Genomic DNA, 24421 nt, shown 5'->3' on the forward strand with positions numbered 1-24421 from the left:
GACCTTTATGCCGAGATGAAACGGATGCCTTCCAGTGAGCGGATTCGCTTCTTTGCCTTGCTCACCAGCAATGCCTTTCGCGAGGATGACTTCACCCATGACCAAGTATTCGGGTCCGTTCACAGGGCGCCATTTTCGGTACCAGAGGCAGCCGAGTACCTCGAAGTCTCTGTTCCAACCCTGCGCCGCTATGTGCAATCCGGCAAACTGAGGCCGGTGCAGGTTGTCGGGCGCAGTCAATTGTTTGATGCTGCGGATTTACGTTCTTTTAAACGAAAAAAGTCAGCTGCTTAGAAGCGCGACACACAGTAACTAAATGGTCAACGCATGGACACGGGGTCAGGCCAAGAGTCCTTGCAAAAACACGGGGTCAGGTCTCAAGAAAAGAAATAGGAAACAGGACACGGTTTCTGCTTTTCAAACCGAAACCGTGGCCTGTTTGTCCCCTATTTCTACTCTGCGTTGACTCAAGTGGTGTAACTGTTATATTTACAAGCATGGAAAGCTGTCTGCATGAGATGTAAATTTGACCACCGAAAGAGTAAAAAGCTGAAAGCCGATCCCAGACGGGGAATTGGGTTTACAGAGGTTCAGGAGATATGGAATCATCCGCATTACGTGGACTTTCGGTCGGATGACCCGGAACAATTCCGTGCAATCGGTTGGGTGAAAGGGCAGCTTTTTTCAGTCATATATGAAATCAGAGAAGATGAGCAAGGAGAATATTATCATCTCGTTACGCTTTGGAAATCGACCAGGCAGGAGGAAATCTTATATGAAGAACATAGCTGGTAAAACCAACCCGTCGGCCGATGAAATTGCTGAAAAAGCAGCGAGCGGCGAGGATGTGTCTCTGTATTTCACCAATAAAGGTGAAATGAAACCTGCAGTCCAGAGAGTGAACGTTGATTTTGGGGTTGATATGCTCAAGGAACTTGATGCCATTGCCAAGGAATTAAATGTCAGCCGCCAGGCTGTTATAAAGCTCTATCTGCGTCAATCCTTGAACCTGCATTATTTGGCTCGCAAAGGTATGGAGTCAAAGTAAGCGTACAGAATGGATGAGGGTCAAGTCTTGACATGACAGTTGCCTTGGGCCTGTTAGGCTCGCAGGGTTTACTTCTTGCGTCCATTAAAAATGGGGGGAATACCGAGGCATTTTACGGGATATGCCTGGAGAGGATCATGCGTTGGTGCAAAATGCGCACGACGCCAAGGCTGTCTTTGCCCGGCCGGTAAACAATTAGATGGGAGCCGACCGGGTAGACCAGGTGCGTCGGGGGCAAGTTGTCTCGACAACGGCCAAGTTGCGGGTTGTGATTGAGCGCCATGAGCGCGTCGTTGATCTTATCGCGGTAGACGACGAGTTGAGCGTGGCTCCAATTTTCACCGGTAAAGCGCAGTATGTGTCAATGAAATCCGCTCGTGCTCTCGGCGAGAGCTTGATTAGTAGCGGCCTAAGGGAGGACATCAGGGTCCATTGGTCGGCCACTGTGCATTGCGTTAACAGCGCTTTGGGTCAAAACACGGGGTCAGGCCTCCAAGTTGACAAGTTGCCCCCCCCTGTTTGCCTGCTGATCACCCAAGCACAAGCACAAGCACAAGCAATATTTTTCGCTTTTGGTGAGATTCCACTAGACGAGGTGGCGGAAGTGGAAATCAACCGGGTGTCGATTGATGCTGCTGATGGCTACGCAGAAGTGGCCGACCGGTGGACCGGTGAACATTACAAATTCAAGGGACTCGTAACCGTTCACCACCTTCCTTCCCACTGAAAATAATCGCGGGCATGGCCCGCTCCTACAGGCTCGGTGGTAGTGTAGGAGCGGGCCATGCCCGCGATATATAATGTTCCGTTGATTGTATTGTTGCCCGGTGCGGCTGCCACCAATTGCAACGACCGGGCAGGACATCAGGCTCCCCGCTCTCGGCTGTCATGAGATGGATATGGTTCGAAGTGATCATGGACTTCAGCACCAGTAAACCATAGCGCTTTTCCGCTTCGTACAGCCAATGCCGCCACCTCTGCCAGCCGCGGCGGGTGTTTGATGGCGATGAAAATGCCCGTCAGGCAGTTGCGGTTGATCCCCGCCTGGTATTGGAGGGCGATACGCCGCGTCTTATCGATGAGTGGCAGATTGAACCCGCCATCTGGAATCATATCCGGCGAACAGTTGACGAGCGCGACGCGCCGGGCCAGTTCATCCTGACCGGTTCCGCGGCGCCCGCCGATGATCGATCCGCCTTGTCCATGGCGAGGCAGCGGCTCAAGCAGCATTGCGGCCGGCCCTGGTAAATGAACTGGGGCATGGGGTTGATCATTCCCTTACCGCTGAAGACCTTTATGCCGAGATGAAACGGATGCCTTCCAGTGAGCGGATTCGCTTCTTTGCCTTGCTCACCAGCAATGCCTTTCGCGAGGATGACTTCACCCATGACCAAGTATTCGGGTCCGTTCACAGGGAGCCATTTTCGGTACCAGAGGCAGCCGAGTACCTCGAAGTCTCTATTCCAACCCTGCGCCGCTATGTGCAATCCGGCAAACTGAGGCCGGTGCAGGTTGTCGGGCGCAGTCAATTGTTTGATGCTGCGGATTTACGTTCTTTTAAACGAAAAAAGTCAGCTGCTTAGAAACGCTCGACACGGGGTCACGACACGGGGTCAGGCCTCCAAGTTGACAAGTTTATTTTCCCTGTTTTCCTTCCCACTGAATAAAATCGCGGGCATGGCCCGCTCCTACAGGCTCGGTGGTAGTGCAGGTGCGGGCCATGCCCGCGATAAGGGTGAAATCAGGGACAGACATCACGCCGAAAAAACCTGTCATCACAGAGGAGGCCAAGTCCTGGGTTGTCAACTCTTTTCTCCCTCTATTACCAGGCGGGATTCAAGTAACAAATTGGGGGGGGCTTACAGAGTTGGCCGGTTGACTTCCCTTAGGGGGTTCGTTACTATTTGAAAATAGAAGACGATCAGGGAATATCCTTTTTTTTGAGGGAGATGATGCCATGAGAAATGTGGTTGAAATTGATTTTCCAAGTGAAATACTGCTTGGCCTCCACCTTGATGCCGAACAATTTGCCAAGCTGATTAAAAAAGAAACGGCTCTTGCCCTTTTCAAGGATGGTAAGCTTTCTTCTGGCATGGCAGCGCGTTGGCTCGGTGTCCCCAGGGTGCATTTTCTTATCCTGGCCATGCAGGAGGGGGATGCAATGCTGCTGCAGGACGATGAGGATGATTTTGCCCGCGAGACTTCCCTGTTGTGATTGTTTATTCCAACACCACCCCCTTCATCGCGCTGGCGGGCATAGGTTGCCTGGACCTGTTGCCGAAAATATTCGGTCAGGTTCGTGTCGCCCAAGCTGTCGTTGATGAGTGCGCCGAAGGTGGCCGTGTATTCGTTCCTTCTTTGCTTAAGTTGGATTGGGTTATTCCTGTTCCTGATGATCCGGCCACGGAGTTGACGATTTTATTCGAGCTCGATCGCGGGGAAAAACAAACGATTTTGCTTGCCCGGAAAGATAGGGCCGAGAAAATCATCATCGACGAAAGGCTGGGAAGAAGGGTTGCGGAATACCTTGGGCTTGATGTGGTTGGTACACTGGGTATCCTTGCCAAGGCCAAAACACTTGGCCACATCAAGTCATTTAAAGACACGGCATCCCTCATGCAGCAGAACGGAGTCTACTATAACTCCTCGTTGATTCAGCGTATCGCGCTCCATTTGGGTGAATGAGGTAGCCATGGGCAAGCGGCACGGGGTCAGGCCTCCAAGTTGACAAGTTGATTTTCCCTGTTTCCCTTCCCACTGAAAAAAATCGCGGGCATGGCCCGCTCCTACAAGAAATAATCGCGGGTATGGCCCGCTCCTACAAGTTCGGTGGTGGGGCCCTGAATCCGTAACGGCTGGACGCTTGTTTTGGATGCTGGTGCCAGTCGGCCTGCTGCTTGCCTGCAACTCGGGCGTGAGCTTTCCCTTCCTTGGGTGGTCAAGTTGGCCTCGACGGAGCTGCCGACCGGCAGCAATCGCCCTTGGGTCTCCCGCGGCAGCCACGGCGTCCTGGTGCTCAAACCATGAACCCGGTATACCTGGAGACCGCTCGGCTGCTCACCCAAGTGGTTCCGCTGATTTTTAACGGTGATACTTTCGCGCTCAAGGGCGGGACGGCCATCAATTTGTTTGTGCGCGATATGTCACGACTATCCGTGGACCTCGACCTGGTATTTCCCGATCACCGGATGGAGCGTGTACAGGCACTGAAACAAATCAATGAGGCCATCCGGCAAGCTGCGGGACGGTTGAAAGCAGAGGATTCCAGATCTATACCTTTACCGCCGCAGATGCCGGCGAAACCAAGCTCCTGGTTCGATGGGTAGAGTGGAGGTAGGTCAAGGCCGAGGTCAATTTTGTGATGCGCGGCACCGTGTACCTGTACCCGGTTCGGATCGGGTCACTGTCCGCTAAGGCGTGCGATTTGCTGATGGTGATAGGTTCATTTGGCGCTTACGTTTAAATCACGTTCCGCCGATGGTCGCCAATTGTCGAGACACAATAGAGTGGGAGGAAGTGCAGTTTCTGGTCAGATACTGTATTGCTTGTGCCACTATACAGTACCAATCCATGCGGGCAATTCTGATATTTTTCCAGCATCATGTGCAGACTTCGCAAACTCCCGCTTGCTCCCGACTTAACTTCTACCGGGTAAATATTTCCTTGCCGAACAACGAGAAAATCTACTTCGGCACTGCTGCCACGGCTCTCCCGTGCCCAATAAAACAGTTCTGAACTATGCCAGGCGAGGAGTTCCTGGGCTACGAATTGTTCGGCAAGTTTTCCACGGTACATCGCCAGGAGATTTTCCTGCTGCAATTCCAGTTCAACCGGCACCTGACAGAGTCTCTGCATAAGACCTATGTCGAGCATGGCTGCCTTGAATTTCTTGGGGTTGGCTGTTGCCCCTAACGGCAAACCACGGGGATCACAGGCCGGAATTTTATGAATAACCTTCGCCTTGGCCAATAGGTCAAAGGCCTTCCGATTCATCTGGCTTGAATGCGCATCATTTAAGCGGGTATATTTTAATTGCTCGCCAATACTTTTTGCCACTCCCAAAAAAACTGCATCCAGACAGGTCGTGTTGATATGGGGGGTGTATTTGGAAAAATCATCGCGATACGAGTCGAGGATTTCTGCTTGGACTTGAAAGGTTTCAACCATGGAACCAGAGTCACGATAGGTCTTGACACATTCAGGCATGCCGCCAACAAAGAAATAGTGCCGCAATTCCTTAAGAATAGTTTTCTGCATGGGCCCGGCAACATCAACCGATTGCTGGAGAGTGTATTCGGCCATCTGTTCTTTGCCGGTTGCCAGAAGATATTCATAAAAAGTCATCGGATGCAGATACAGATACTGAACGCGACCGACAGGAACGGATATTTCGCCGAAGGCAAACTCCAACAATGAACCGGCTGCTATAACATGGAGTTCGGGCAGCTCTTCATAAAAGTAGCGTAAGGCCAGTATTGCTCTCGGGCACGCCTGAATCTCGTCAAAAAAAAGGAGCGTCTGCCCGGGTATGATTCGACCGGCTGTCAATTCCAAATGGTTCAGTATCGATTGCGGCTGAAGATTCTCAGCGAAAAGAGGGTGAAGGTCGCGACGTTTTTCCAGATCTACTTTGACAAAGCTGGTAAATTGTTTTGCCAGCACATTCTCGACCAACCATGTTTTCCCGACCTGGCGTGCCCCGCGAATAATTAGAGGCTTCCGGCGCGACGAATCTTTCCAGCCGGCAATCTGTTTTTCAGCCAATCGTTGCATGCATTATTCTCATTTGTTCCAGGTGGTTCGCACAACGGTAAAGCACAACACAACCGTAGAGTACCCTCCGTGAAGATATAAAGTCAATGTTATTTCGACCGTATAAAAGTAAAAATTCAACGGTATTAATATTGCTTTATGGGTCATTTACGGGGTCAGGCCTCCAAGTTGGCAAGTTGACCCTCCCTGTTTCCCTGCCCACTGAAAAAAATCTCGGGCAGATGGCCCGCTCCTACAGGCTCGGTGGTAGTGTGGAGCGGGCCATGCCCGCGATATATAATCTTGCATACTTCACGCAACAATGGTACACGCAAAGTTACATATTCTATCACTTTGTGTGGACTTTTTCGATGCAACCGATAAAACAACTCAGCCGGATTCTCGACAACCTTGCAGACTCGGATAATTATCTCTTTGCTGTGGATGATCTGCGCTGCGCACTGCCGGATACCGGTTCCGGGGCATTTAAGGCGTTACTGAGCCGTGCGCAAAAAAACAACATGCTCAAGCGTGTCTGCAAGGGGATATATCTGTTTGAGCGCGTCAAATATCCTGCGGGGTATGTGCTGTTTCATACCGCTGCGAAACTACGTTCCGATACTTTTAATTACTTAAGCCTTGAAACGGTGCTCAGCGATGCCGGGGTCATTTCCCAGATCCCTTTGCACTGGATAACGCTGATGTCGTCCGGGCGCAGCCATATCGTTGAATGCGGTGACTATGGGCATATTGAATTCATCCACACCAAGCGTAAACCGACTGATATTGCTGATCGATTAACCTATGATCCGGAACGTCGCCTCTGGCGAGCCTCAGTATCACTGGCCCTGCTGGATATGAAACTCACCCGCCGCAGTACCGACCTGGTGGATTGGAGCCTTGTCAATGAGCTTGTTTGATCAACTGGTCGATGAAGCGACACGCAACCTGCCTCAGTGTGCCCCTTTGCGGGTTGTGGTGGAAAAGGAACTGCTGCATCATGACATTCTTCGCGAGATGAGCCGGGCCGGATTTTTACAGAGGCTGACGTTTATCGGCGGAACCTGCCTGCGCCTCTGCTACGGTTCACCGCGGTTGAGTGAAAATCTGGACTTTTCCGGAGGCGCTGATTTCACTAAAGACGCTCTGGTGGATCTTGGATCTGTGCTGGTGAAGAGGCTGGAGGTAAAATATGGATTGCCTGTCTCAGTCAGCGAACCGGTTCGTGAAGAGGGTAATGTCGATACCTGGAAGCTGCGGATGGTAACTCGCCCTGAGCGTAAGCATTTGCCAGACCAACGCATCAATATCGATATCTGTGCGCTACCCAGCTACGATCGGCGTCCGGTGATGCTGCGCAACCACTATGGCGTCGATATGGGAACCTCGGGCCTGATTGTTCAGGCACAAAGCCGAGAAGAGATTTTCGCCGACAAAATCGTTACGTTCGCTCTGCGGAAGAACCGCTTGAAAAACCGCGATCTGTGGGACATCGTCTGGTTGCATCAGCAGGGCCTTACTGTACCGGTGGAACTGGTGCTGCGCAAAGTTACTGACCGGAGGATGAAGCGGGATGTTTTTTGGGATCGACTTGAGCAGCGGCTGACATTGTTACGATCAGACCCTTGGTGTCAAAAGAATTTTTTGTCGGAAATGCGGCGCTTTCTACCGCCGGCGGTGGTGGCTGAAACACTCGCGCAGGAAGCATTCTGGACTGTTTTGATGGATGTGGTTGCCGGGGAGTGTGATCGAGTTAAAAACCAGATCTGATTTTTGAGAGCTTTGTTTTTTTTTCCAGGGTCTGAATCCGTGAGCGGTCGTCCGTGCGTCAGCTTTGTTGTTCGTAACCGTTCGATTAAAGTACACTTTATCGAACGGTTACGGGCAATGAATATGGCGTGCGGACGGATGCCCCGAAGGGCGGCAGGTGAAAGATATTGCCAAGGGTTCCGCTGCAATTATAAAATGATTACAGTAATATATGTTAAAAACAAGCGTCCAGCCGTCACGGATTCAGGCAGGGGAAACAAACGTATTGACCAAGAGAGGGACGATGGTTGCGGACTATGGCGGGATAGCTCTGGGGAAGAAAGAGAAAATGATCATCCACCTGCGCCATCACGGGGCGCGGGATGGGGTGACCGGTTCGTGTCATCAGCTTCTGCTGGACGAGAGAAAGAGCCTGCTCATCGATTGCGGCCTGGTGCAGGGCGCGGAGGCCGGCGACAATAGTGCTGTCGAAGGCGACGTGCTCAAAATCGATTTTCCGGTGGCGGATATCGTTGCCCTGGTGCTGACCCATGTGCATATCGATCATGCCGGTCGCATTCCCTGGCTGCTGGCCGCGGGGTACAAGGGGCCGATCATCTGTTCCGAGCCCTCGGCGGCCCTGCTGCCCATTGTCCTTGAGGATGCCTTCCGGCTGGCGGTGACCAGGCGGCGGGATGTGGTGGCCAATTATCTCCGGATGGTGCGGGAGCGCCTGGTGGTCCTGCCCTACAACACGTTCCATACCCTGCTCGACTCCGAGAAACGGCGAGTGCGCGTCAGGCTGCAGCGGGCCGGACATATTCTTGGATCCGCGTATGTCGAGTGCGATCTTCTTGACAGAGAGACCGGGGTCAGCAAGCGGCTGGTTTTTTCCGGCGACCTGGGGGCACCGTGGACTCCGCTGCTGCCCGCGCCGCGATCGCCCTGGCGTGCCGACCTGCTGGTGCTGGAGAGTACCTACAGAAAAATACGGGGTCAGGCCTCCAAGTTGACAAGTTGAACCTACCCTGGAATATACTATCGATTTGCTCTTGGCCTTTCTCCTTAACGGTCTAATTTTGGTAATAAAATCAGTCTGCTAAGGATTTTTTCTATGCTTAAAACTCCCGACAATGTTATTGCATTTTCTATATTGATTGTGCTGCATTTGTTGGCATAAAACTATTGCAATTGTTGTTATTGATGGTTTGGATTTAACGAGGATGAGATGCGCTATCGCTCAAGAGTGGTGGACAATGAATTGCGGCAGCGCCTCTCATCTACCGGCGCTGTTGTGATTGGAGGACCGAAAGCTTGCGGCAAGACGGCAACAGCCCGGATTCTGGCTGCCAGTGAGGTACTGCTTGATGGCGATGAAAATACCCGTCAGGCAGTTGCGGTTGACCCCCGCCTGGCATTGGCGGGCGATACGCCGCGTCTTATGGATGAGTGGCAGATTGAACCCGCCATCTGGAATCATATCCGACGAACAGTTGACGAGCGCGGCGCGCCGGGCCAGTTCATCCTGACCGGTTCAATTGACATGAAATCAAAAAATATCTGATATGTGATCATACAGAGAAACTACAAGCGCCCCTTCATGCAATTTGTAAAAAAAGGCTCGCAAACCATTGCAGCTGGCAATTGAGGACGCGGTCGATGTAGTCTGCGACACCCCGGATATAGCTGAAGCCAAGGCGGGAGATTTAGCTGGAATCAGGGTTTACAAATTCCGTTTCAAACGTCAGCAGTACCTGATAGCGTATCGCCCAGCCGCGCAGGAATTGATGGTTGAAGTGCTGGTCATTGACTTCTATCAGGTGGGTACGCACGAAAACTTCTACGAGACCCTCAAGCGTTACCTCAGAAAGGAGATCGACCGAGGAGAAAAACCATGAATCAGTCCCTTACCGCTGAAGACCTTTATGCCGAGATGAAGCGGATGCCTTCCAGTGAGCGGATTCGCTTCTTTGCCTTGCTCACCAGCAATGCCTTTCGCGAGGATGACTTCACCCATGACCAAGTATTCGGGACCGTTCACTGGGAGCCATTTTCGGTACCAGAGGCAGCCGAGTACCTCGAAGTCTCTGTTCCAACCCTGCGCCGCTATGTGCAATCCGGCAAACTGAGGCCGGTGCAGGTTGTCGGGCGCAGTCAATTGTTTGATGCTGCGGATTTACGTTCTTTTAAACGAAAAAAGTCAGCTGCTTAGAAGCGCGACACACAGTAACTAAATGGTCAACGCATGGACACGGGGTCAGGCCAAGAGTCCTTGCAAAAACACGGGGTCAGGTCTCAAGAAAAGAAATAGGAAACAGGCCACGGTTTCTGCTTTTCAAACCGAAACCGTGGCCTGTCTGTCCCCTATTTCTACTCTGCGTTGACTCAAGTGGTGTAACTGTTATATTTACAAGCATGGAAAGCTGTCTGCATGAGATGTAAATTTGACCACCAAAAGAGTAAAAAACTGAAAGCCGATCCCAGACGGGGAATTGGGTTTACAGAGGTTAAGGAGATATGGAATCATCCGCATTACGTGGACTTTCGGTCGGATGACCCGGAACAATTCCGTGCGATCGGTTGGGTGAAAGGGCAGCTTTTTTCAGTCATATATGAAATCAGAGAAGATGAGCAAGGAGAATATTATCATCTCGTTACGCTTTGGAAATCGACCAGGCAGGAGGAAATCTTATATGAAGAACATAGCTGGTAAAACCAACCCGTCGGCCGATGAAATTGCTGAAAAAGCAGCGAGCGGCGAGGATGTGTCTCTGTATTTCACCAATAAAGGTGAAATGAAACCTGCAGTCCAGAGAGTGAACGTTGATTTTGGGGTTGATATGATCAAGGAACTTGATGCCATTGCCAAGGAATTAAATGTCAGCCGCCAGGCTGTTATAAAGCTCTATGTGCGTCAATCCTTGAACCTGCATTATTTGGCTCGCAAAGGTATGGAGTCAAAGTAAGCGTACAGAATGGATGAGGGTCAAGTCTTGACATGACAGTTGTCTTGGGCCTGTTAGGCTCGCAGGGTTTACTTCTTGTGCACGGGGTCAGGCCTCCAAGTTGGCAAGTTGATTTTCCCTGTTTTCCTTCCCACTGAAAAAAATCGCGGGCATGGCCCGCTCCTACAAGCAGTAACCGTTCACCTCTTTCCTACCCCCTGGCCAGTTAAGGTGACAGATTATTTAACTGGATCAGGTTCAAGTCCAGCCCCTTGATATGACAGTATCCGCTGCCAGCGCCTACGCCCTGGTGGCAGATTTAAAATCTACACCCTGCTGGTGAGCTAGCCGTGCCCGGGCGTGGACTGGATCACGATCACGCTGCAATAGCCTTGGGCAAGCAAAGTCGGTTACCAAACGTGGTTATTGACGGATATCATCAGGGAATGTTTGCATGATTAAGTTTTCTGTTTTTATTGATATTTTACTTGTTGCACTGTAAAATAAATGAGCAATCTTTGCATCAAGTGGAGGACAAGATGAGCCGACTTATTATCAAGGAGCGAATGCTACGCTCCATCGCCAAGCGAAAAGGCGAAGTGGTGCTACGGGGGGATTTCGAGAAAATGGGCAGCCCGAGCCAGGTCAGTCGAGCCTTAAATGAGCTTATCAAGGCCGGTCGGCTGGTCCGTATCGGTTACGGGGTTTATGCCAAGGCCCGGGTCAGCTCGGTTAGCGGCAAGCCGGTACCGCGTGAGCCGTTGGAAGTGTTGGCATGGGAAGCCCTGGTTCGGCTTAAGGTTGATGTCCGTACCGGTCGTGCTCAAACAGCTTATGCGGAAGGGAAAACCGGTCAAATTCCGATGCAGGCAACCTTCAGCACCGGCAACCGCCGGATTAGTCGTAAGCTGTCGGTTGGTAACCGTTCGGTTCGCTATGAAAACAATTACTCCGCAAGAACGAAACGCGATAATCGACCTCACGGGTGAGGGTCTTTCCCTCCTGCCGGCCGGCGTTCTAGAAAAAGACCTGCTGGTCACCGAGGTATTGCACAACCTCGTTGCCATGAATACACCAGAAGTGCAACTGGTATTTTGTGGTGGTACTTGCCTGGCTAAAGCCCATGGCTTGATCAGCCCACCTCCGCCCGCTTCAGTCCCACCAAATCGCCCACGACTTGGGCCAAACCAGCCTGATGTTCCCGGTCCACCCCAACCTCACCATCGAAGACATTCGACAGACCTGCACCGTCCTCCAACAGGTGATGGCTCAGGCCCAAGCAACAAACGGGAACGAGGGCGCTACTTCTTGCAACCATTTAAAATGGGGGAATACCCTTGGACCCCGCTAGACATCATCCTGGCTCTCTATTGTCAAGCGGGATTGGAGTAATCAGATTATGACCTCGCTGTTTCTTCATAAAATCATACCCGTGCAATTGCACTACAAAAACAAGAGAGATGATGTGGCACCTGCCGCCCTCAAGGGCTGCGGGTGACGGCCATTACAAAATTCAGTACAGAAAACCAAGCAGCCACAGAGGTATTTTGTTACCGATCCCGTATTCTTCGTTGTCCCGGAGATCAAAGCTGTCTTTAATTCCTGATATCTGGTTGAAATCCTTGTTCTTGCCCCCGACTTCGAACAGGTGCCGTTCGTCGACCAGGAAGTCTCCCCGAGCCGGATAGTGCAAGCGATGTCCGGCATTGCCCAGCATGGTGGCGGCAAAGGTTTCCCGAATCGCGCCTTGTTGGGGATAATCGCAGAGAATGCTGAACAGGTTAGGGTTGTCGAAATACAGTTTGTCGGCTTTGGCCAGTGATTTATGAGCGGGTACCGTCCGCACCAGGCTGCCTTTTTCCAGGTAACCCAAGTAGGCGTACAGGGTACGGATATTGATCCTGGCCGCGCCGGCCAATTTGGTCACCTTTAATTCCAGGGGGGGCGACCGGCAGATCAGCTCCAGAATTCGGTTGAGTTTATTGAGATGATCTTTGTCGATATTGTAAATGACCGCCAGGTCGGAATCGATCATTTGCCGGACAACTTCGATCAATTTTATCGGATAGTCCACCACGCCTTCCCGGTAGAAAGGGTAGGCGCCGTAAGTCAGGTAGTCGCGGTACAACGGTAAAATCCTGCGGTCCGCCAGGCGGGTGACAATCTCGCCGGCAATCGCGGCATGGTCCTGGACCAGGGTGGCCAGATCCAGGGCGGCAAACTCCAGGCCGGTTTCCAGTTCTACAAACTCGCGCAGAGAGAGGCAGGGCAGGTTGTAAATCACCGCCCGGCGGGACAGGTCCACTTTGGCATGGTCCAGGTGCAGCGCCGAAGAGCCGGTGAATATGACCCGCAGGGAAAGGGTGTCGTACACTGCTTTGAGGTCGGCGGCAAAGCCGCTTTGTTTGTGGATTTCGTCGATTACCAGCAATTGGCCGCCAAGCTTTTCAAATGCTTCGGCGATATCGTAGAGACGCATGGCGTTGACCCGGGGATGATCGGCGGTGACATAAAGCGCCTTCTCGGCCGCCAACCCTGACTCCTGAAGCAATTGCCTGACCAGAGTGGTTTTGCCCGCACCCCTTGGTCCCTTGATACCGACCAGTCGCCCGTGCGGATTAAGCTTCGCGTGGAGAAAACGCCGGTATTTTTCCTTTCGGCGTTGCAAGATGCTGCGGGACAGGGTGATTAAATGGTCGATATCCATGCTGAAAACCTACTGTTTTTTTTGTAACCGTTCAGTTTCCAGGTTATGCAGTCTTTTTCATAACCCGGTGAACGGTTGCGTTTTTATTGTATCGCAATACATCAAAACAGTACCATTTACTGTACTACGATGCAACATGCATCAAAGGGACGTTGCTTCCCTGATCCGCACGCACAGCCTTTAAAAATACATCCAGATTTTCAGTAGAAATAGGGGACAGACCACGGTTTTGCTTGGGAAACAGAAAAGCTGGTCTGTCCCCCATTCCCTGCTGCAGGGGGGGGCGTGTCGTCCAAGCTGTTGTTGATGAGTGCGCCGAAAGTGGCCGTGTCTTCCCAGGATGTTCCCTTGGGATTTTTGGGTCGCGGGCATGGCCCGCTCCTACAAGTTCGGTGGTGGGGCCCTTGCTTGAGGTAGGTAGGTTGCAAATGATGGACACTATTTGATGTGTCGGTTTGGATCCTGCCGGCCATGCAACACGCGGATAATCTCCATTTGTCTGGATCTTACCTGATAGAACACAACCAGGCGTTCAACCGGAAAGCTGCGCATCCCAGACATAAGCTCAGGGCGTTCAATGCCGATGAGAGGCTGTTCTATCAGCGCCCAAAACCGTTCTTTTAGATGCTCGAGATATCTTAAGGACTGGTTCGCTCCCCAGTTGCGCAGGCCAAATTGATAGATGTTTCTCAGGTCATCTTGAGCAACCGGTGAAATTATCAACCAGTATTGCCAAGGGTTTCGCTGCAATTATAAAATTATTACAGTAAGATATGTCCAAAATAAGCGTCCAGCCGTCACGGATTCAGGCAGGGGAAACAAACGTATTGACCAAGGGGGAGGCGATGGTTGCGGACTATGGCAGGATAGCTCTGGGGGCGAAGGAAAAAATGGTTATCCACCTGCGCCATCACGGGGCGCGGGATGGGGTGACCGGTTCGTGTCATCAGCTTCTGCTGGATGAGAGAAAGAGCCTGCTCATCGATTGCGGCCTGGTGCAGGGTGCGGATGCCGGCGGCAATGCTGCCGCGGAGGGCGACCTGTTCAAAATTGATTTTCCGGTGGCGGATATTGTTGCCCTGGTGCTGACCCATGTGCATATCGACCACGCCGGACGCATTCCCTGGCTGCTGGCCGCGGGGTACAAGGGGCCGATCATCTGTTCGGAGCCCTCGGCGGCCCTGCTGCCCATTGTCCTTGAGGATGCCTTCCGACTGGCGGTGACCAGGCGGCGGGATGTGGTGGCCAATTATCTCCGGATGGTGCGGGAGCGCTTGGTGGTCCTGCCTTACAATACGTTCCACACCCTGCTCGATACCGGAGAGCGGCAGGTGCGCATCAGGCTGCAGCGGGCCGGACATATTCTCGGTTCTGCCTATGTCGAATGCGATCTTGTCAACAAAAAAACCAGGGTCAGCAAGCGGCTGGTTTTTTCCGGCGACCTGGGGGCGCCGTGGACTCCGCTGCTGCCGGCACCGCGACCGCCCTGGCGCGCCGACCTGCTGGTGCTGGAGAGCACCTATGGTGACCGGCTGCATGAAAACCGGCGCCAGCGGCGACTGCGACTGCAGGCAGTGATCGAGCAGGCGCTGCGCAATGGAGGCATCGTGCTGATCCCGGCTTTCAGCATCGGCCGGACCCAGGAGATCCTCTACGAACTGGAAGATATTCTCCATCGTCGCAAGGGAAGCAGTCTGGCTGATGTGCCGGTTTTACTTGACTCGCCCCTGGCCGGCAGGATCACCGAGGTGTACCGCGACCTCAAGCCCTGGTGGGACAAAGAGGCGCTCAGTAAACTTGCCCGTGGTCGCCGGCCCCTGGCTTTTGCTGGTCTGCACCGGGTCGACGGTCACGAGGATCATCTCCGGCTGGTGGATGCGTTGAGCCACAGCGGACGATTGGCCCTGGTGGTTGCCGGCAGCGGCATGTGCACCGGTGGTCGCATCGTCACCTATCTGCAACGGATGCTGGGTGATCCCCGCCATTGCGTGCTCTTCATCGGTTATCAGGCCGCGGGCACGCCGGGCCGCGATATCCAGCGCTATGGCCCGCAGGGGGGGTATGTATATCTGGATGGCGAGAAGGTGGCAATTCGTGCCCGGATCGAGACCATTGGCGGCTATTCGGCCCATGCCGATCAGGCCGGGCTGGTCCGGTTCGCCGCCCGGATGCGTCACCAGCCCGAGGCGATCCGTCTTGTTCACGGCGAGCCAACGGCCAAGGTGGCCTTGCGGCAGGCCCTGGTGGATGAAATGGGGCCGGGGGTTGACATTTCTTGATCCAAAGAGGATAGGCAGACAAGATAAAATTGTATTGTACCCGAATCCGTGACGGCTGGACTCTCGTTTCGGATATATGTTGCTGTAATCAAATTATAATTGCGAAGGAGCCTTTGATAATACTTTTCACCAGCCGCCCTTCGGGGCATCCGCTCACGGATTCAGGTTTTATACAGGTGCCTGGTGTGTTCAGCCTCAAGGCTGGTCCTGGGGCTTCTTCGAACAGACAGTGTTTTTTGTTAAAGATGCCGATTGGAATCCATTTTTTGATGCAATATCCGCACAACATCAATCCCGCCAGGTGTCACCTTGAAGAAAATGACGTGGGAGCCCGAATTGACTTTTCTGTACCCCGGTCTCACGTCACCGATGTGAATGGAATTTGTGGGATCGTTGCTTTGTCTTTCCATTGCCGCCCACAGGTCACGAACATATTTCTCCGCCTGGTCCATGCCCCATCGGGCAAAGGTGAAATCCCAGATGTCGCCCAAGTCAGACCTGGCCCTGGGTGTCAGGGTGACCCTGCTCATACGGAAAGGGACTTCTTTTTATCCGCGATGAACTTTTCAATATCCAAGCCTTTAGAGGGCCCGGAATTTTCCCCCTCGATCAAAGCTTTTCTTAATTCCTCCAGCTTGAGATGATCTCTGCGGATCAGGTCCCGCACATAATCCGAGGCGTTGGCATAGCGCCCGGACTGCACACATTCCTCGACCCATCTCTTCATCTGGTCAGGCAATGAAATATTCATTGTCGCCATGGCACTCTCCTTACTTTTGAGTTGACATCCCTATTTTATGGCAATCTTTGCCATATGTCAAAAAGAAAAATATGAGAGAGATGTAGCCACCAATAACAAAGACCAAGGCAGGACATCACGCTCACCCCTATCGACTGCCAAGTGATGGGTCCGGGTCAACATTCTTAAAAAAACCTTGGCCAGAATGCATTTGCAGCTGAGGTTGTTATTATGCGCAAGAATCTAAATAAATTGTTGCCTCTACCTGTTTCCGCTATAATAGCCAATAAAGAAAAAAATATTTCAGGGGGCCAGACATGAGGAGCACAATCACCACCAGGGGACAGACCGTTATTCCGGCAGAGATCCGGAAACGTTTTCATCTCGACCCTTCCAGGCAACTAGAGTGGATTGGAGAAGATGGAAATATCAAGGTTTTGCCTGTTGCTGAGGATCCCATCGAGGCCTTTCGAGGCCGGGGCAAGGGCGGCTCGACAACACGGTTAATGAATGAGCGCAGACGGGACCGACATTGAGAATGAAGCGTAATTTACTGGACACTTTCGCACTCCTGACCCTTCTGTTCCTGCTCGCAGGTCCTTTTCCCGCGGGAGCAGAATCCCTCGCACGCGGAGCCTTTCTTGCCCCCACCACCTTTGCCGATGTGATCGAGCAGGTCACACCCGCTGTTGTCCACATTGTGGTCAAGAAAACGCCAAAAACGACTACAGGCCCGACTCGGGGGACAGATTTTTTCAACGACCCGGTTATTGCCGATTTTTTTGGCGAAGGAGTATCGGTACCGCAGCACCCCGGGGAGAAACGGCCCCATTACGCCAATGGTTCGGGTTTTGTCATCGATGCCCAGGGATATATTCTCACCAACGCCCATGTGGTGGCTGATGCGGACACCATCACCGTGCTTTTCCCGGACAAAAGGTCGCTGTCCGGCACTCTCATCGGTTCAGATCCTTTGTCCGATGTCGCCCTGATTCGCGTTCAGGGCCGCAACCTGCCCTTCGCTGAACTGGGTGACTCCGACGCCCTCCGGGTGGGTGACTGGGCCCTGGCCATCGGCTCTCCCCTGCAAACCATGCAGACCGTGACCGCTGGGATCATCAGCGCCACCGGCCGCAGCAGTGTCGGCATCAGTGCGTATGAGGATTTCATCCAGACCGACGCGGTCATCAATCCAGGCAATTCAGGCGGGCCGCTGTTCAACATCCACGGCCAGGTCATCGGCATCAACACCGCCTTTGTCACCCAGGCCGGTGGATACATGGGCGTTGGCTTTGCCATTCCCATCAACATGGCCAGAGTCATTGCCCAGCGACTCCAGGAGGATGGTGGCATGATCAGGGGGTGGCTGGGGGTGACGCTGCGGGATGTCACCCCTGACATGCTTGTGGCACGCAACTGGCCGGTCGATGCCCTGCATGGTGCGGTGGTGACGCGGATCGACCCCGATTCACCGGCCGCGAAATCTTCCCTGCGGCAGGGAGACCTGATCCTTGCCTTTGAGGGCAGTGCCATCAAGGGGGCGGCCGACCTGCGCAACCGGGTCGCCCTGAGCAGACCGGGGTCCAAGGCGAGTATCACCCACCTGCACAAAGGGCGGCAACGGACAGCATCCATCGTCCTGGGAACGCTTCAACAGGAATAACAGGCCAGCGTGGACTCCTTGCCATTGATCACCGCGGTCAAGCCGCTGGCACCGGCCCATCCGGGGGGTGGAGAACAGCAGCGTCCGCCCTTTACCCTGGGGCAAATGCTGACAGGCACGGTCAGCGCCAAGGGCGAGGCCAACCAGTTCACCCTCGACATCAACGGCCGGCTGCTGACCGCCGAATCAACCGCCTCCCTGCAGGTGGGGCAGCGACTGAACCTCCAGGTCGCATCCCTGTCCCCCCAGATGGAATTACGGGTCATCACCCACCCCGCCAACCGACCGATCGCCAACGCCATTCATCTGGCCGGCCGCCAGGACACCACGCTTCCGGCCCTTGCCGCCCTGAGGGAAACAATCAACCTCCTGCCGCAACTCAGCCCGGAATCCCGCCAGACTCTGCAACTGTATGCAAACAGTCTTTTCAGCCGCCCTCCAGAGGCGCTATCGCCGCCGGGACAAACCCCGCCGAGCACACCACTGACCGCGCCGATTCTGGAAAAAACCCTTGCAGCCCTGACCAATCCGGCCAACACGAGCAGTGGGCCACTGCTCCGCGAAATCAGCGGATTGCTCACCCAGCTGGCCCGGTCACCGACCCTGCCCACCGTTTTTGCCGGCCAGGCCATGACCCTGGCATCGGTCTTTGCTCAAGCCGGAGACGGCCAACCGGCATCCGGCGCCTTGCCGCTGCCGACAGGGACTGCCTTCCCCGCTGCCGTAGCGGCTGGAGATATGCCGGCCCTGCTCGCCCGAATAGGTACCGCCCAACCGCAGGATCCTCAGCTCCAAGCTCTTCTCGCCCGCCTGCAGCCCCTGCTCCAATCCGATCAGCCCTTGCCTGCCCTGGCAGCCTTCCGCCAGCTGACTGCCCTGCTGGCCGACATCCCCGGTGAACGGATCCCGGCCCTGCCGCCTCTTGCGGACAATGGTCAACAGCTGCGGGAGATTATCGATCGGCTGGGCATCAACATGGAGCAACTGCTTGCCCGCGGCGAACGACAACAGGCGGTGCAAACCTTGAAATTTGCCCTGATGGAACTGGCCCAGCGCCTGCCGGCCGCTGACCCGGGAACGACACAGGTCGACCAGATCACCAGGACCATCGAACTCTACCAGCTCCTGCAGATCCGCCTGGTTAGCGAGGCCCTTTTTTTCCTGCCCCTGCCCTTCTCGTTCCTCGAACAGGGTTTTCTGCTCATCGATGCGGACCATGCCGGCGCCAAAGGGGAGGAAAGCGGCGAGCAAAGGGAAAAATCCATTGAGCTCCACCTGCGCCTGCACGGTCTGGGCAATCTCCGCATCGCCATGCGCCTCGGAGCCAGCGGGGTGGCCCTTGATTTCATGGCTGAAGACGCGCAGCGGGCAAAATTCCTTGCCGATCACCGCGAGGAAATCCACCAATGGCTCACTGCCATGGATGTGACCTCGATCCGCTTTCTGGTGGGCAGCGGTGAACCGGTGAAAACTCTTTTGGAAAAGATTATCGACGGACCTACGGGGATGGTCGACACCAGTGCCTGAAGTCCGGGGAACCTGACCAACCGCGTGGGCAGGCAAAAAGACGCCTGCCCACCCTACTCGGCTCGATCCGCTTTCTGGTGGGCAGCGGCGAACCGGTGAAAACCCTTCTGGAAAAAATTATCGATGGACCCTCGGGGATGGTTGACACCAGTGCTTGAATCCCGGGGAAATCCCAGCAAGCGCGTGGGCAGGCAAAAAGACGTCTGTCCACCCTGCTCTGCCCACGGATTGAGGCTATTAACACCGTAAGAGGTTTGGCATGACGGAAAAGACGCAAAGGAAAAAAGCGGTGGCCCTGCTCTATGATCAGGCAAAATCCGCGGCGCCCAAAGTTGTGGCCAGTGGGTCCAACCTCATCGCCGAGACTATTATTCAAACCGCCATTGAGGCCGGTGTGCATATCAAGGAGGATCCGGATCTGGTCGAACTGCTTGCCGGGGTTCCTGTCGGCGAGGAAATCCCCGCCGAACTCTACCAGACCATTGCCGAGGTCCTGGCCTTTGTCTATGCAGTGAACAGTAAATTCAAGGAAAAACTGGAAGCTCAGACAAAAGAGCAAAGATGAACGCCTGGATTCGCAGGTCAAGGCAGATGCCTGCACGACGGTCGTTCCCTCATCCCTGATGCCGACTTTCTTTTCACTGTGGTCAAGAAAAAAAATATAACGAGCAAAAACCGCTTCATATAAATTTTTTTCTGACGTATACTCAGGTTAAATGAACATGCATCTACAGGATTTTTCTGACAACCTGTTTGATTTTCACGTTTTTTTTGGTTTTCATTACCTGTTTTTCACCTTTTTTTTTTGTTTGAGATCCCCCACTTTAACAGTACTCACGACAAACTCTTTGCACGTGCACGAGGTAGCCATATGAACTATGGAGTTGTTAGCCAGGAACAGCTTGAAAAGATAGATGAAATCCTGACTGAGAAGCTCATCCGCATCGGTGTCGACTGCGTTATCATCATTGACATGGCCGGTAATATCATCACCGCCAAGGATAACGGTACGTCCAAGTACGACGTCTACTCTTTTGCCGCCCTGGCCGCCGGTAACTTTGCCACCGTTGACGCCATGGCCAAACTTGTGGGTGAACAGGAATTTTCCCTGTTGTTTCATAAAGGATCCGAGTGCAACATCCATTTTTCCAAGATCGACGACGAACTCCTGTTGATCACGATGTTCGGCAAAAGTATTTCCCTGGGTTTCCTGCGCCTGAATGTTGTTGAAACCATTGATCGCATCAAGAAACTTTGGGCCCGTAAATAGCATTTTTCATCCTATCGGCACGGATCACCGCTGTTTTTTCGCTGACGTCTCCGATCAGTTTAAAGCCGCAGGAGAGTATTTTGAGTTTCATCAATCTCAAAGAAAAAATCGTCCAGGTTAAAATTGTCTACTACGGTCCCGGCCGTGGCGGCAAAACCACCAACCTGGAATACATCAACCGGAAATTTTCCAGACAGATTCAGTCTGAGATGATCAGCCTGAAAACCCACGGCGACCGAACCCTGTTCTTTGATTTCCTGCCCTTCAATATGGGACAGATCAAAGGCTACGAACTGAAAATTCAGCTCTATACCGTACCCGGCCAGGTGAAGTACAACGCGACGAGAAAGCTCGTTCTCAAGGGGGTGGACGGTATCGTTTTTGTCGCCGACGCGCAGGAACAAATGCGGGAAAAAAACATCCGTTCGCTCAATCAACTGCATGAAAACCTGACGGGGTACAAGGAATCCATTTTTCGCATTCCTCTGGTCCTGCAATACAACAAGGTCGATCTCCGCAACCAGGGAATCCCGGTCCTGCCCACCTCTGTCCTGGACAAGGATCTGAACAGCAAACTCAAGGTCCCGACCTTTGAAGCAAGTGCGCTCACCGGGTACAATGTCCCTGAAACGCTAAAGAAAATAATATCTTCCACCGTTATTTCCATCCAGAAAAAACTCATGTAGTAACGACAACGTGTGGCAGCCAACACCAGAGCCGGGATATGAAAAAATCGCAGCGTGAACCAGTTGTTAAAATAGACGAATTCGAGGATCTGACACTCTTTGCCAATGAATCTTTTGATACCCAGGATGTCGATCTCTTCGAATTTTCCAGGGAAGAGTCCTCGCCCCTGACACGGCTCAAATCCATTATTCTGTCACTTGACTGGGAGATCAATGACGAAATCCTGCAGGAACTGGCAGATGAACTCAAAGCCCTCGATGGGACCTGGGCTGATGATAAAGTCGCTCAGGTTTACCTGCAGGGGTTGAGCAAGATCGGCGCCTATCTCCGTGCCAAGGGCGCGTATGCGCACCCTAATTCGATCAAACTGCTTCTTTCTTTCTTCTATAATTTTGAAAAAATCATCTCCTCGCAAACCATTACCGGTGAAGAAATCACCACCCTGCTCAAGAGTGATGTCCGGAAATTCAAAATTCTCCAATACCAGATCAACCAAAGTGAAGGGGTCGTGAGCCCACAGGTTGCCCCAACCACAACGGCAGCCGAGCCACCGCAACCACAAGCACTGGCTCCCGTGGAAACGGGCGACGGCAAAGAGCTTAAAGCCGCCATACTCAGCCTCGACTGGGAGGTCAGCGACGACAGTCTCAAGCAATTCAACACCAGCCTCTCCCGGTATCACGAAAAGGTCGCCGGCAACAAATGGGCCATGGTGCTGACCCAGGGATTGCAGGCACTGGGCGACTATATCGGCGAAGAAGGTGCCGAGGCCCATGCCGAGGCCTTTATCCTCCTCCACTCTTTCAACGATGCCCTGGAACAGGTTGCTCAGGTCGACGAGAAAACAATCGATCCCGAGCAAAGGGAGACCATTGAAAACATTCTCGTTGACCAGATCAACCGCCTCAACAATCTGAAAATGCTGATCGCGGCACCGTCCCAACCCACCGTCGACGAGCAATTCATCGAGGAGGTCGTTGACCGGCTCAGTACCCCGGCGGCCATGGATGAAGACGACCTGGAACCAGCCGTGCTGGACCAAAACCTGCCATCGCAGCCATCGAAATTGACCGAAAATTTTGCCATTGCGATGGACGAGATCGCCACGGATACAACGGACGACAGTGCCCTGGAAGCTGAACTGGACACCTTTTTTACCCTCAACGATTCCAAACCGGCCATGGAAAGCGCTGAAGTCCAGTATCCCGATGAAATTCTGCCCCCGGATGCGATCCATCCGGTAGACGACGAACTGGCCGACGATCTTATTGGAGCCCAGCTCAGTGACCGACGGGGAATTCAACCTGCCCTTGCTGATGCTGACGAACTGGCCGGCTTCAATGAAGACACTGAACCTCTGGACTTTCCGGCCCAGAGCGATCTGGCGGAACAATTGGATTTTCTTTTTGCGGATGCCGATAGCGATATCACCTCGAAATCAGCTCCATTCAAGCCATTGGATACCGGCCCCCTGGATTCGGTCAGCAATGAAAACCTGGAATCAGTGGCAACGCTGGCCGATGTGGCCCCCGAAGATGCCGATTTCTTAACCCTCGATCTGCAGACATCCACCGACGATCAAATACCGGCAGCCCTGGCCGATACTCAGGCTCCCGACGACATGTCCGGCAGCGAGGTCAAGGAAGAGATCGTTGATCAGGGTATCCTTGATATTGAGAACAAGCTGGACCACTTTTTTGCCGACGCCGCGGACGAGTCTTCCGAACCCGCGGCAGTGGCCACCGACCACAGTGCCGACGAGGTTGAACGTGCCCTGTTCTTCACCGAGGAAAACGGGGTCGAATCAGCCCTGGCAGACAGCCAGGAAGAGCGAGGTTTTTCCGAGGAAGAGGCCATCGCCTCCCTTGACTACACTCCTCTTGGTGAAATAGAGGAAAAACTCGATTTCTTCTTTGGCTCTGAAACCGATGAGCAACTCGGCGAAGAAGAAGAGACCGGTCTGGTCATGGATGTAACCGGGGAAAAAGAGCCGTCCGTTGTCGAAGGTCAGATTCCAGGACCATTCACCGATGAAGTCCGGGAAGAGGATGCCGTTGCCAAGGCCCTGGGTATTGAGATGACACCTGCGCTTGCAGACGCCGATGACCTGCAGGTGAGGGAGGAGATCGAAACCCCGGCATTTGACGAACTCGAACTGGATGGGGAACTGGAAGAAAAACTCGACCTGTTCTTCGACCTCGAGGAGACCGCTATTGATACGGAAGAACCCTTGGTCGAAATGGTTGCAGCGGCTGAGGAACCCGTCGAAGCATTGACCAGAGCCCTTGAGGCAACGATTGAGGAGGAACAGCCGCCCACGGTCGAATTGGCCGAAGAAGAATCTGTCACCATTTCAACGGGCGACGAGGACAGGCACATCCATCTCGCTGCTCTGGGTGCGCTGCTGCCGGGAATTGTCCGGGCCGCGTCCCGGGAACAGGCGGCGGAATCGACCCGCATCATCCAGGCACTCAACGATGTCGATATGTCAGCAGAACACCAATCGCTGCTGCACATGCTGCAGTCGATGATCAGCCTCCTTGCCCGCCTGCCCGCACGGGATGGTGCGGCAACCGAGAAAGTGGTCAATTATCTCTACGAGCAACTGCTCCAGGAAACATGTCGGCCGGAAGTGCTGACAACAGCTGTGCAGCGTTTCACCGCCTGGTTGCAGGAAGCCACGGCACTCATGCCTCGGGTGCCGACCACCGCGGACAATACGGAGGAGGCACCCCAGTTCGCCTACACCGCCCAGGAACTGTATTTTGAACTCACCGAACTACGTGCCCAGCTCAAAGACGAGTTCGCCAAACTGCGCCACGAAATGCACCACCATAACAGTTGAGCCGGTAAGGTGGGCAAACGGTTGTATCGTTTGCCCGCCCTTACACGGGTATCGGCGCTGGTTGTTTTTTAATCAATAATATCGAGATGTTGCAGGGTGGGCAGGTGTCTTTTCTCCTGCCCACGCGGTGTTGTATAATTTCATTTCTCACCCCGAGCGACGGGAAAAAAACCATGTTGTACGCTGACCGCGTGGGCAAACGATACGGCC

At 53.5% G+C, this 24421-nt stretch carries 28 protein-coding genes and 2 pseudogenes; 22 read left to right on the plus strand and 8 right to left on the minus strand.

Features of this window, described 5'->3' with window-relative positions; translation table 11 throughout:
• On the plus strand, positions 1-294 hold a 294-nt coding region (locus JWG43_RS00005), incomplete at its 5' end, for a helix-turn-helix domain-containing protein (protein ID WP_205240753.1).
• A 481-nt stretch (positions 295-775) separates the two neighbouring features.
• Positions 776-1048, plus strand: a complete 273-nt coding sequence (locus JWG43_RS00010; protein WP_205240754.1) for a ribbon-helix-helix protein, CopG family — start codon at positions 776-778, stop codon at positions 1046-1048.
• 112 nt (positions 1049-1160) lie between these two features.
• Here JWG43_RS00010 and JWG43_RS20120 read toward each other — a convergent pair whose 3' ends face one another.
• Both JWG43_RS20120 and JWG43_RS00020 read right to left on the minus strand, forming a co-directional pair.
• Positions 1161-1406, minus strand: coding sequence for a type II toxin-antitoxin system RelE/ParE family toxin (locus JWG43_RS20120; RefSeq protein ID WP_205240947.1), 246 nt, complete (start codon positions 1404-1406; stop codon positions 1161-1163).
• A gap of 506 nt (positions 1407-1912) precedes the next feature.
• Positions 1913-2278 (minus strand): hypothetical protein, encoded by a 366-nt coding sequence (locus tag JWG43_RS00020; RefSeq protein ID WP_205240755.1) that lies wholly within the window; start codon positions 2276-2278, stop codon positions 1913-1915.
• Here JWG43_RS00020 and JWG43_RS00025 point away from each other — a divergent pair.
• A complete protein-coding gene (locus JWG43_RS00025; RefSeq protein WP_205240756.1) occupies positions 2278-2631 on the plus strand; it encodes a helix-turn-helix domain-containing protein in 354 nt (117 codons plus the stop codon). The genes JWG43_RS00020 and JWG43_RS00025 overlap by 1 nt on opposite strands.
• Positions 2632-2683: 52 nt before the next feature.
• Here JWG43_RS00025 and JWG43_RS00030 read toward each other — a convergent pair whose 3' ends face one another.
• A complete protein-coding gene (locus JWG43_RS00030) occupies positions 2684-2854 on the minus strand; it encodes a hypothetical protein (protein WP_205240757.1) in 171 nt (56 codons plus the stop codon).
• 151 nt (positions 2855-3005) lie between these two features.
• On the opposite strand from JWG43_RS00030, the gene JWG43_RS00035 reads away from it, so the two are divergent.
• The 3 genes and pseudogenes from JWG43_RS00035 to JWG43_RS00045 form a co-directional block, all read left to right on the plus strand.
• Positions 3006-3263, plus strand: coding sequence for a UPF0175 family protein (locus tag JWG43_RS00035; RefSeq protein WP_205240758.1), 258 nt, complete (start codon positions 3006-3008; stop codon positions 3261-3263).
• Entirely contained in the window at positions 3260-3733 is a 474-nt protein-coding gene (locus JWG43_RS20000) for a PIN domain-containing protein (protein ID WP_205240759.1), read from the plus strand. Before JWG43_RS00035 ends, JWG43_RS20000 begins: the two co-directional genes overlap by 4 nt.
• A 338-nt stretch (positions 3734-4071) precedes the next feature.
• A pseudogene (locus JWG43_RS00045) lies at positions 4072-4481 on the plus strand (nucleotidyl transferase AbiEii/AbiGii toxin family protein); the annotation flags it as partial.
• 26 nt (positions 4482-4507) lie between these two features.
• Here JWG43_RS00045 and JWG43_RS00050 read toward each other — a convergent pair.
• The gene (locus JWG43_RS00050) at positions 4508-5821 is read right to left on the minus strand and encodes an ATP-binding protein (protein ID WP_205240761.1); all 1314 of its coding nucleotides are present in this window, start codon (positions 5819-5821) and stop codon (positions 4508-4510) included.
• A gap of 176 nt (positions 5822-5997) precedes the next feature.
• Here JWG43_RS00050 and abiEi point away from each other — a divergent pair, with 176 nt between their 5' ends.
• The 8 genes and pseudogenes from abiEi (at position 5998) to JWG43_RS00090 (ending at position 11483) form a co-directional block, all read left to right on the plus strand.
• Positions 5998-6720, plus strand: coding sequence for a type IV toxin-antitoxin system AbiEi family antitoxin (gene abiEi, locus JWG43_RS00055; RefSeq protein ID WP_240193278.1), 723 nt, complete (start codon positions 5998-6000; stop codon positions 6718-6720).
• A 58-nt stretch (positions 6721-6778) separates the two neighbouring features.
• Positions 6779-7570: a nucleotidyl transferase AbiEii/AbiGii toxin family protein gene (locus JWG43_RS00060; protein WP_338033204.1), complete on the plus strand. Its 792-nt coding sequence runs from the start codon at positions 6779-6781 to the stop codon at positions 7568-7570.
• Positions 7571-7898: 328 nt separating this feature from the next.
• Positions 7899-8531 (plus strand): annotated as a pseudogene (locus tag JWG43_RS00065) (MBL fold metallo-hydrolase); the annotation flags it as partial.
• A 246-nt stretch (positions 8532-8777) separates the two neighbouring features.
• Positions 8778-9113, plus strand: coding sequence for an AAA family ATPase (locus JWG43_RS00070; RefSeq protein ID WP_240193279.1), 336 nt, complete (start codon positions 8778-8780; stop codon positions 9111-9113).
• A gap of 67 nt (positions 9114-9180) precedes the next feature.
• Positions 9181-9447: a type II toxin-antitoxin system RelE/ParE family toxin gene (locus JWG43_RS00075; protein ID WP_205240764.1), complete on the plus strand. Its 267-nt coding sequence runs from the start codon at positions 9181-9183 to the stop codon at positions 9445-9447.
• A complete protein-coding gene (locus JWG43_RS00080; protein WP_205240765.1) occupies positions 9444-9761 on the plus strand; it encodes a helix-turn-helix domain-containing protein in 318 nt (105 codons plus the stop codon). Before JWG43_RS00075 ends, JWG43_RS00080 begins: the two co-directional genes overlap by 4 nt.
• A 481-nt stretch (positions 9762-10242) precedes the next feature.
• A complete protein-coding gene (locus JWG43_RS00085) occupies positions 10243-10515 on the plus strand; it encodes a hypothetical protein (RefSeq protein WP_205240766.1) in 273 nt (90 codons plus the stop codon).
• A gap of 518 nt (positions 10516-11033) precedes the next feature.
• The gene (locus tag JWG43_RS00090; RefSeq protein ID WP_205240767.1) at positions 11034-11483 is read left to right on the plus strand and encodes a DUF6088 family protein; all 450 of its coding nucleotides are present in this window, start codon (positions 11034-11036) and stop codon (positions 11481-11483) included.
• 524 nt (positions 11484-12007) lie between these two features.
• On the opposite strand, the gene JWG43_RS00095 is transcribed toward JWG43_RS00090, so the two are convergent.
• Positions 12008-13201, minus strand: a complete 1194-nt coding sequence (locus JWG43_RS00095) for an ATP-binding protein (RefSeq protein ID WP_205240768.1) — start codon at positions 13199-13201, stop codon at positions 12008-12010.
• Positions 13202-13639: 438 nt separating this feature from the next.
• A complete protein-coding gene (locus JWG43_RS00100) occupies positions 13640-13951 on the minus strand; it encodes a type II toxin-antitoxin system RelE/ParE family toxin (protein WP_338033205.1) in 312 nt (103 codons plus the stop codon).
• 140 nt (positions 13952-14091) lie between these two features.
• On the opposite strand from JWG43_RS00100, the gene JWG43_RS00105 reads away from it, so the two are divergent.
• Positions 14092-15480: an MBL fold metallo-hydrolase RNA specificity domain-containing protein gene (locus JWG43_RS00105; RefSeq protein WP_371925135.1), complete on the plus strand. Its 1389-nt coding sequence runs from the start codon at positions 14092-14094 to the stop codon at positions 15478-15480.
• Positions 15481-15719: 239 nt separating this feature from the next.
• Here JWG43_RS00105 and JWG43_RS20125 read toward each other — a convergent pair whose 3' ends face one another.
• Together JWG43_RS20125 and JWG43_RS00115 are read right to left on the minus strand one after the other, a co-directional pair.
• Positions 15720-16010, minus strand: coding sequence for a type II toxin-antitoxin system RelE/ParE family toxin (locus JWG43_RS20125; protein WP_205240771.1), 291 nt, complete (start codon positions 16008-16010; stop codon positions 15720-15722).
• Positions 16007-16240 carry a type II toxin-antitoxin system ParD family antitoxin gene (locus JWG43_RS00115; protein ID WP_205240772.1) on the minus strand — a complete coding sequence of 78 codons (234 nt, stop codon included), beginning with the start codon at positions 16238-16240 and terminating at the stop codon, positions 16007-16009. Before JWG43_RS00115 ends, JWG43_RS20125 begins: the two co-directional genes overlap by 4 nt.
• A gap of 296 nt (positions 16241-16536) precedes the next feature.
• Between JWG43_RS00115 and JWG43_RS00120 the strand changes: the two genes are divergently transcribed.
• From JWG43_RS00120 to JWG43_RS00150, 7 genes are all read left to right on the plus strand, one after another.
• Complete coding sequence (locus tag JWG43_RS00120; RefSeq protein ID WP_205240773.1) at positions 16537-16755, plus strand: AbrB/MazE/SpoVT family DNA-binding domain-containing protein; 219 nt, start codon at positions 16537-16539, stop codon at positions 16753-16755.
• A gap of 2 nt (positions 16756-16757) precedes the next feature.
• The gene (locus JWG43_RS00125) at positions 16758-17882 is read left to right on the plus strand and encodes a trypsin-like peptidase domain-containing protein (protein ID WP_205240774.1); all 1125 of its coding nucleotides are present in this window, start codon (positions 16758-16760) and stop codon (positions 17880-17882) included.
• 9 nt (positions 17883-17891) lie between these two features.
• Complete coding sequence (locus tag JWG43_RS00130; protein ID WP_205240775.1) at positions 17892-19409, plus strand: TP0910 N-terminal domain-containing protein; 1518 nt, start codon at positions 17892-17894, stop codon at positions 19407-19409.
• 259 nt (positions 19410-19668) lie between these two features.
• Positions 19669-19974 (plus strand): EscU/YscU/HrcU family type III secretion system export apparatus switch protein, encoded by a 306-nt coding sequence (locus JWG43_RS00135; protein WP_205240776.1) that lies wholly within the window; start codon positions 19669-19671, stop codon positions 19972-19974.
• A gap of 306 nt (positions 19975-20280) precedes the next feature.
• Positions 20281-20679 carry a roadblock/LC7 domain-containing protein gene (locus tag JWG43_RS00140; protein WP_205240777.1) on the plus strand — a complete coding sequence of 133 codons (399 nt, stop codon included), beginning with the start codon at positions 20281-20283 and terminating at the stop codon, positions 20677-20679.
• 80 nt (positions 20680-20759) lie between these two features.
• On the plus strand, positions 20760-21365 hold the full coding sequence (locus JWG43_RS00145; RefSeq protein WP_205240778.1) for a GTP-binding protein: 606 nt from the start codon (positions 20760-20762) through the stop codon (positions 21363-21365).
• A gap of 38 nt (positions 21366-21403) precedes the next feature.
• Positions 21404-24211 (plus strand): hypothetical protein, encoded by a 2808-nt coding sequence (locus JWG43_RS00150; RefSeq protein WP_205240779.1) that lies wholly within the window; start codon positions 21404-21406, stop codon positions 24209-24211.
• Positions 24212-24421 lie beyond the last annotated feature (210 nt).

It is taken from the genome of Desulfobulbus alkaliphilus (assembly GCF_016918545.1).
GTDB lineage: Bacteria > Desulfobacterota > Desulfobulbia > Desulfobulbales > Desulfobulbaceae > Desulfobulbus > Desulfobulbus alkaliphilus.

What these genes read in the sequence shown, in the direction of transcription:
- JWG43_RS00010 (WP_205240754.1), top strand. Translation starts at nt 776, where the DNA reads ATGAAGAACATAGCTGGTAAAACCAACCCGTCGGCCGATGAAATTGCT.
- JWG43_RS00020 (WP_205240755.1), bottom strand. Translation starts at nt 2,278, where the DNA reads ATGCTGCTTGAGCCGCTGCCTCGCCATGGACAAGGCGGATCGATCATC.
- JWG43_RS00035 (WP_205240758.1), top strand. Translation starts at nt 3,006, where the DNA reads ATGAGAAATGTGGTTGAAATTGATTTTCCAAGTGAAATACTGCTTGGC.
- JWG43_RS00050 (WP_205240761.1), bottom strand. Translation starts at nt 5,821, where the DNA reads ATGCAACGATTGGCTGAAAAACAGATTGCCGGCTGGAAAGATTCGTCG.
- JWG43_RS00070 (WP_240193279.1), top strand. Translation starts at nt 8,778, where the DNA reads ATGCGCTATCGCTCAAGAGTGGTGGACAATGAATTGCGGCAGCGCCTC.
- JWG43_RS00080 (WP_205240765.1), top strand. Translation starts at nt 9,444, where the DNA reads ATGAATCAGTCCCTTACCGCTGAAGACCTTTATGCCGAGATGAAGCGG.
- JWG43_RS00085 (WP_205240766.1), top strand. Translation starts at nt 10,243, where the DNA reads ATGAAGAACATAGCTGGTAAAACCAACCCGTCGGCCGATGAAATTGCT.
- JWG43_RS00090 (WP_205240767.1), top strand. Translation starts at nt 11,034, where the DNA reads ATGAGCCGACTTATTATCAAGGAGCGAATGCTACGCTCCATCGCCAAG.
- JWG43_RS00095 (WP_205240768.1), bottom strand. Translation starts at nt 13,201, where the DNA reads ATGGATATCGACCATTTAATCACCCTGTCCCGCAGCATCTTGCAACGC.
- JWG43_RS00105 (WP_371925135.1), top strand. Translation starts at nt 14,092, where the DNA reads ATGGTTATCCACCTGCGCCATCACGGGGCGCGGGATGGGGTGACCGGT.
- JWG43_RS20125 (WP_205240771.1), bottom strand. Translation starts at nt 16,010, where the DNA reads ATGAGCAGGGTCACCCTGACACCCAGGGCCAGGTCTGACTTGGGCGAC.
- JWG43_RS00115 (WP_205240772.1), bottom strand. Translation starts at nt 16,240, where the DNA reads ATGGCGACAATGAATATTTCATTGCCTGACCAGATGAAGAGATGGGTC.
- JWG43_RS00120 (WP_205240773.1), top strand. Translation starts at nt 16,537, where the DNA reads ATGAGGAGCACAATCACCACCAGGGGACAGACCGTTATTCCGGCAGAG.
- JWG43_RS00125 (WP_205240774.1), top strand. Translation starts at nt 16,758, where the DNA reads ATGAAGCGTAATTTACTGGACACTTTCGCACTCCTGACCCTTCTGTTC.
- JWG43_RS00135 (WP_205240776.1), top strand. Translation starts at nt 19,669, where the DNA reads ATGACGGAAAAGACGCAAAGGAAAAAAGCGGTGGCCCTGCTCTATGAT.
- JWG43_RS00140 (WP_205240777.1), top strand. Translation starts at nt 20,281, where the DNA reads ATGAACTATGGAGTTGTTAGCCAGGAACAGCTTGAAAAGATAGATGAA.
- JWG43_RS00150 (WP_205240779.1), top strand. Translation starts at nt 21,404, where the DNA reads ATGAAAAAATCGCAGCGTGAACCAGTTGTTAAAATAGACGAATTCGAG.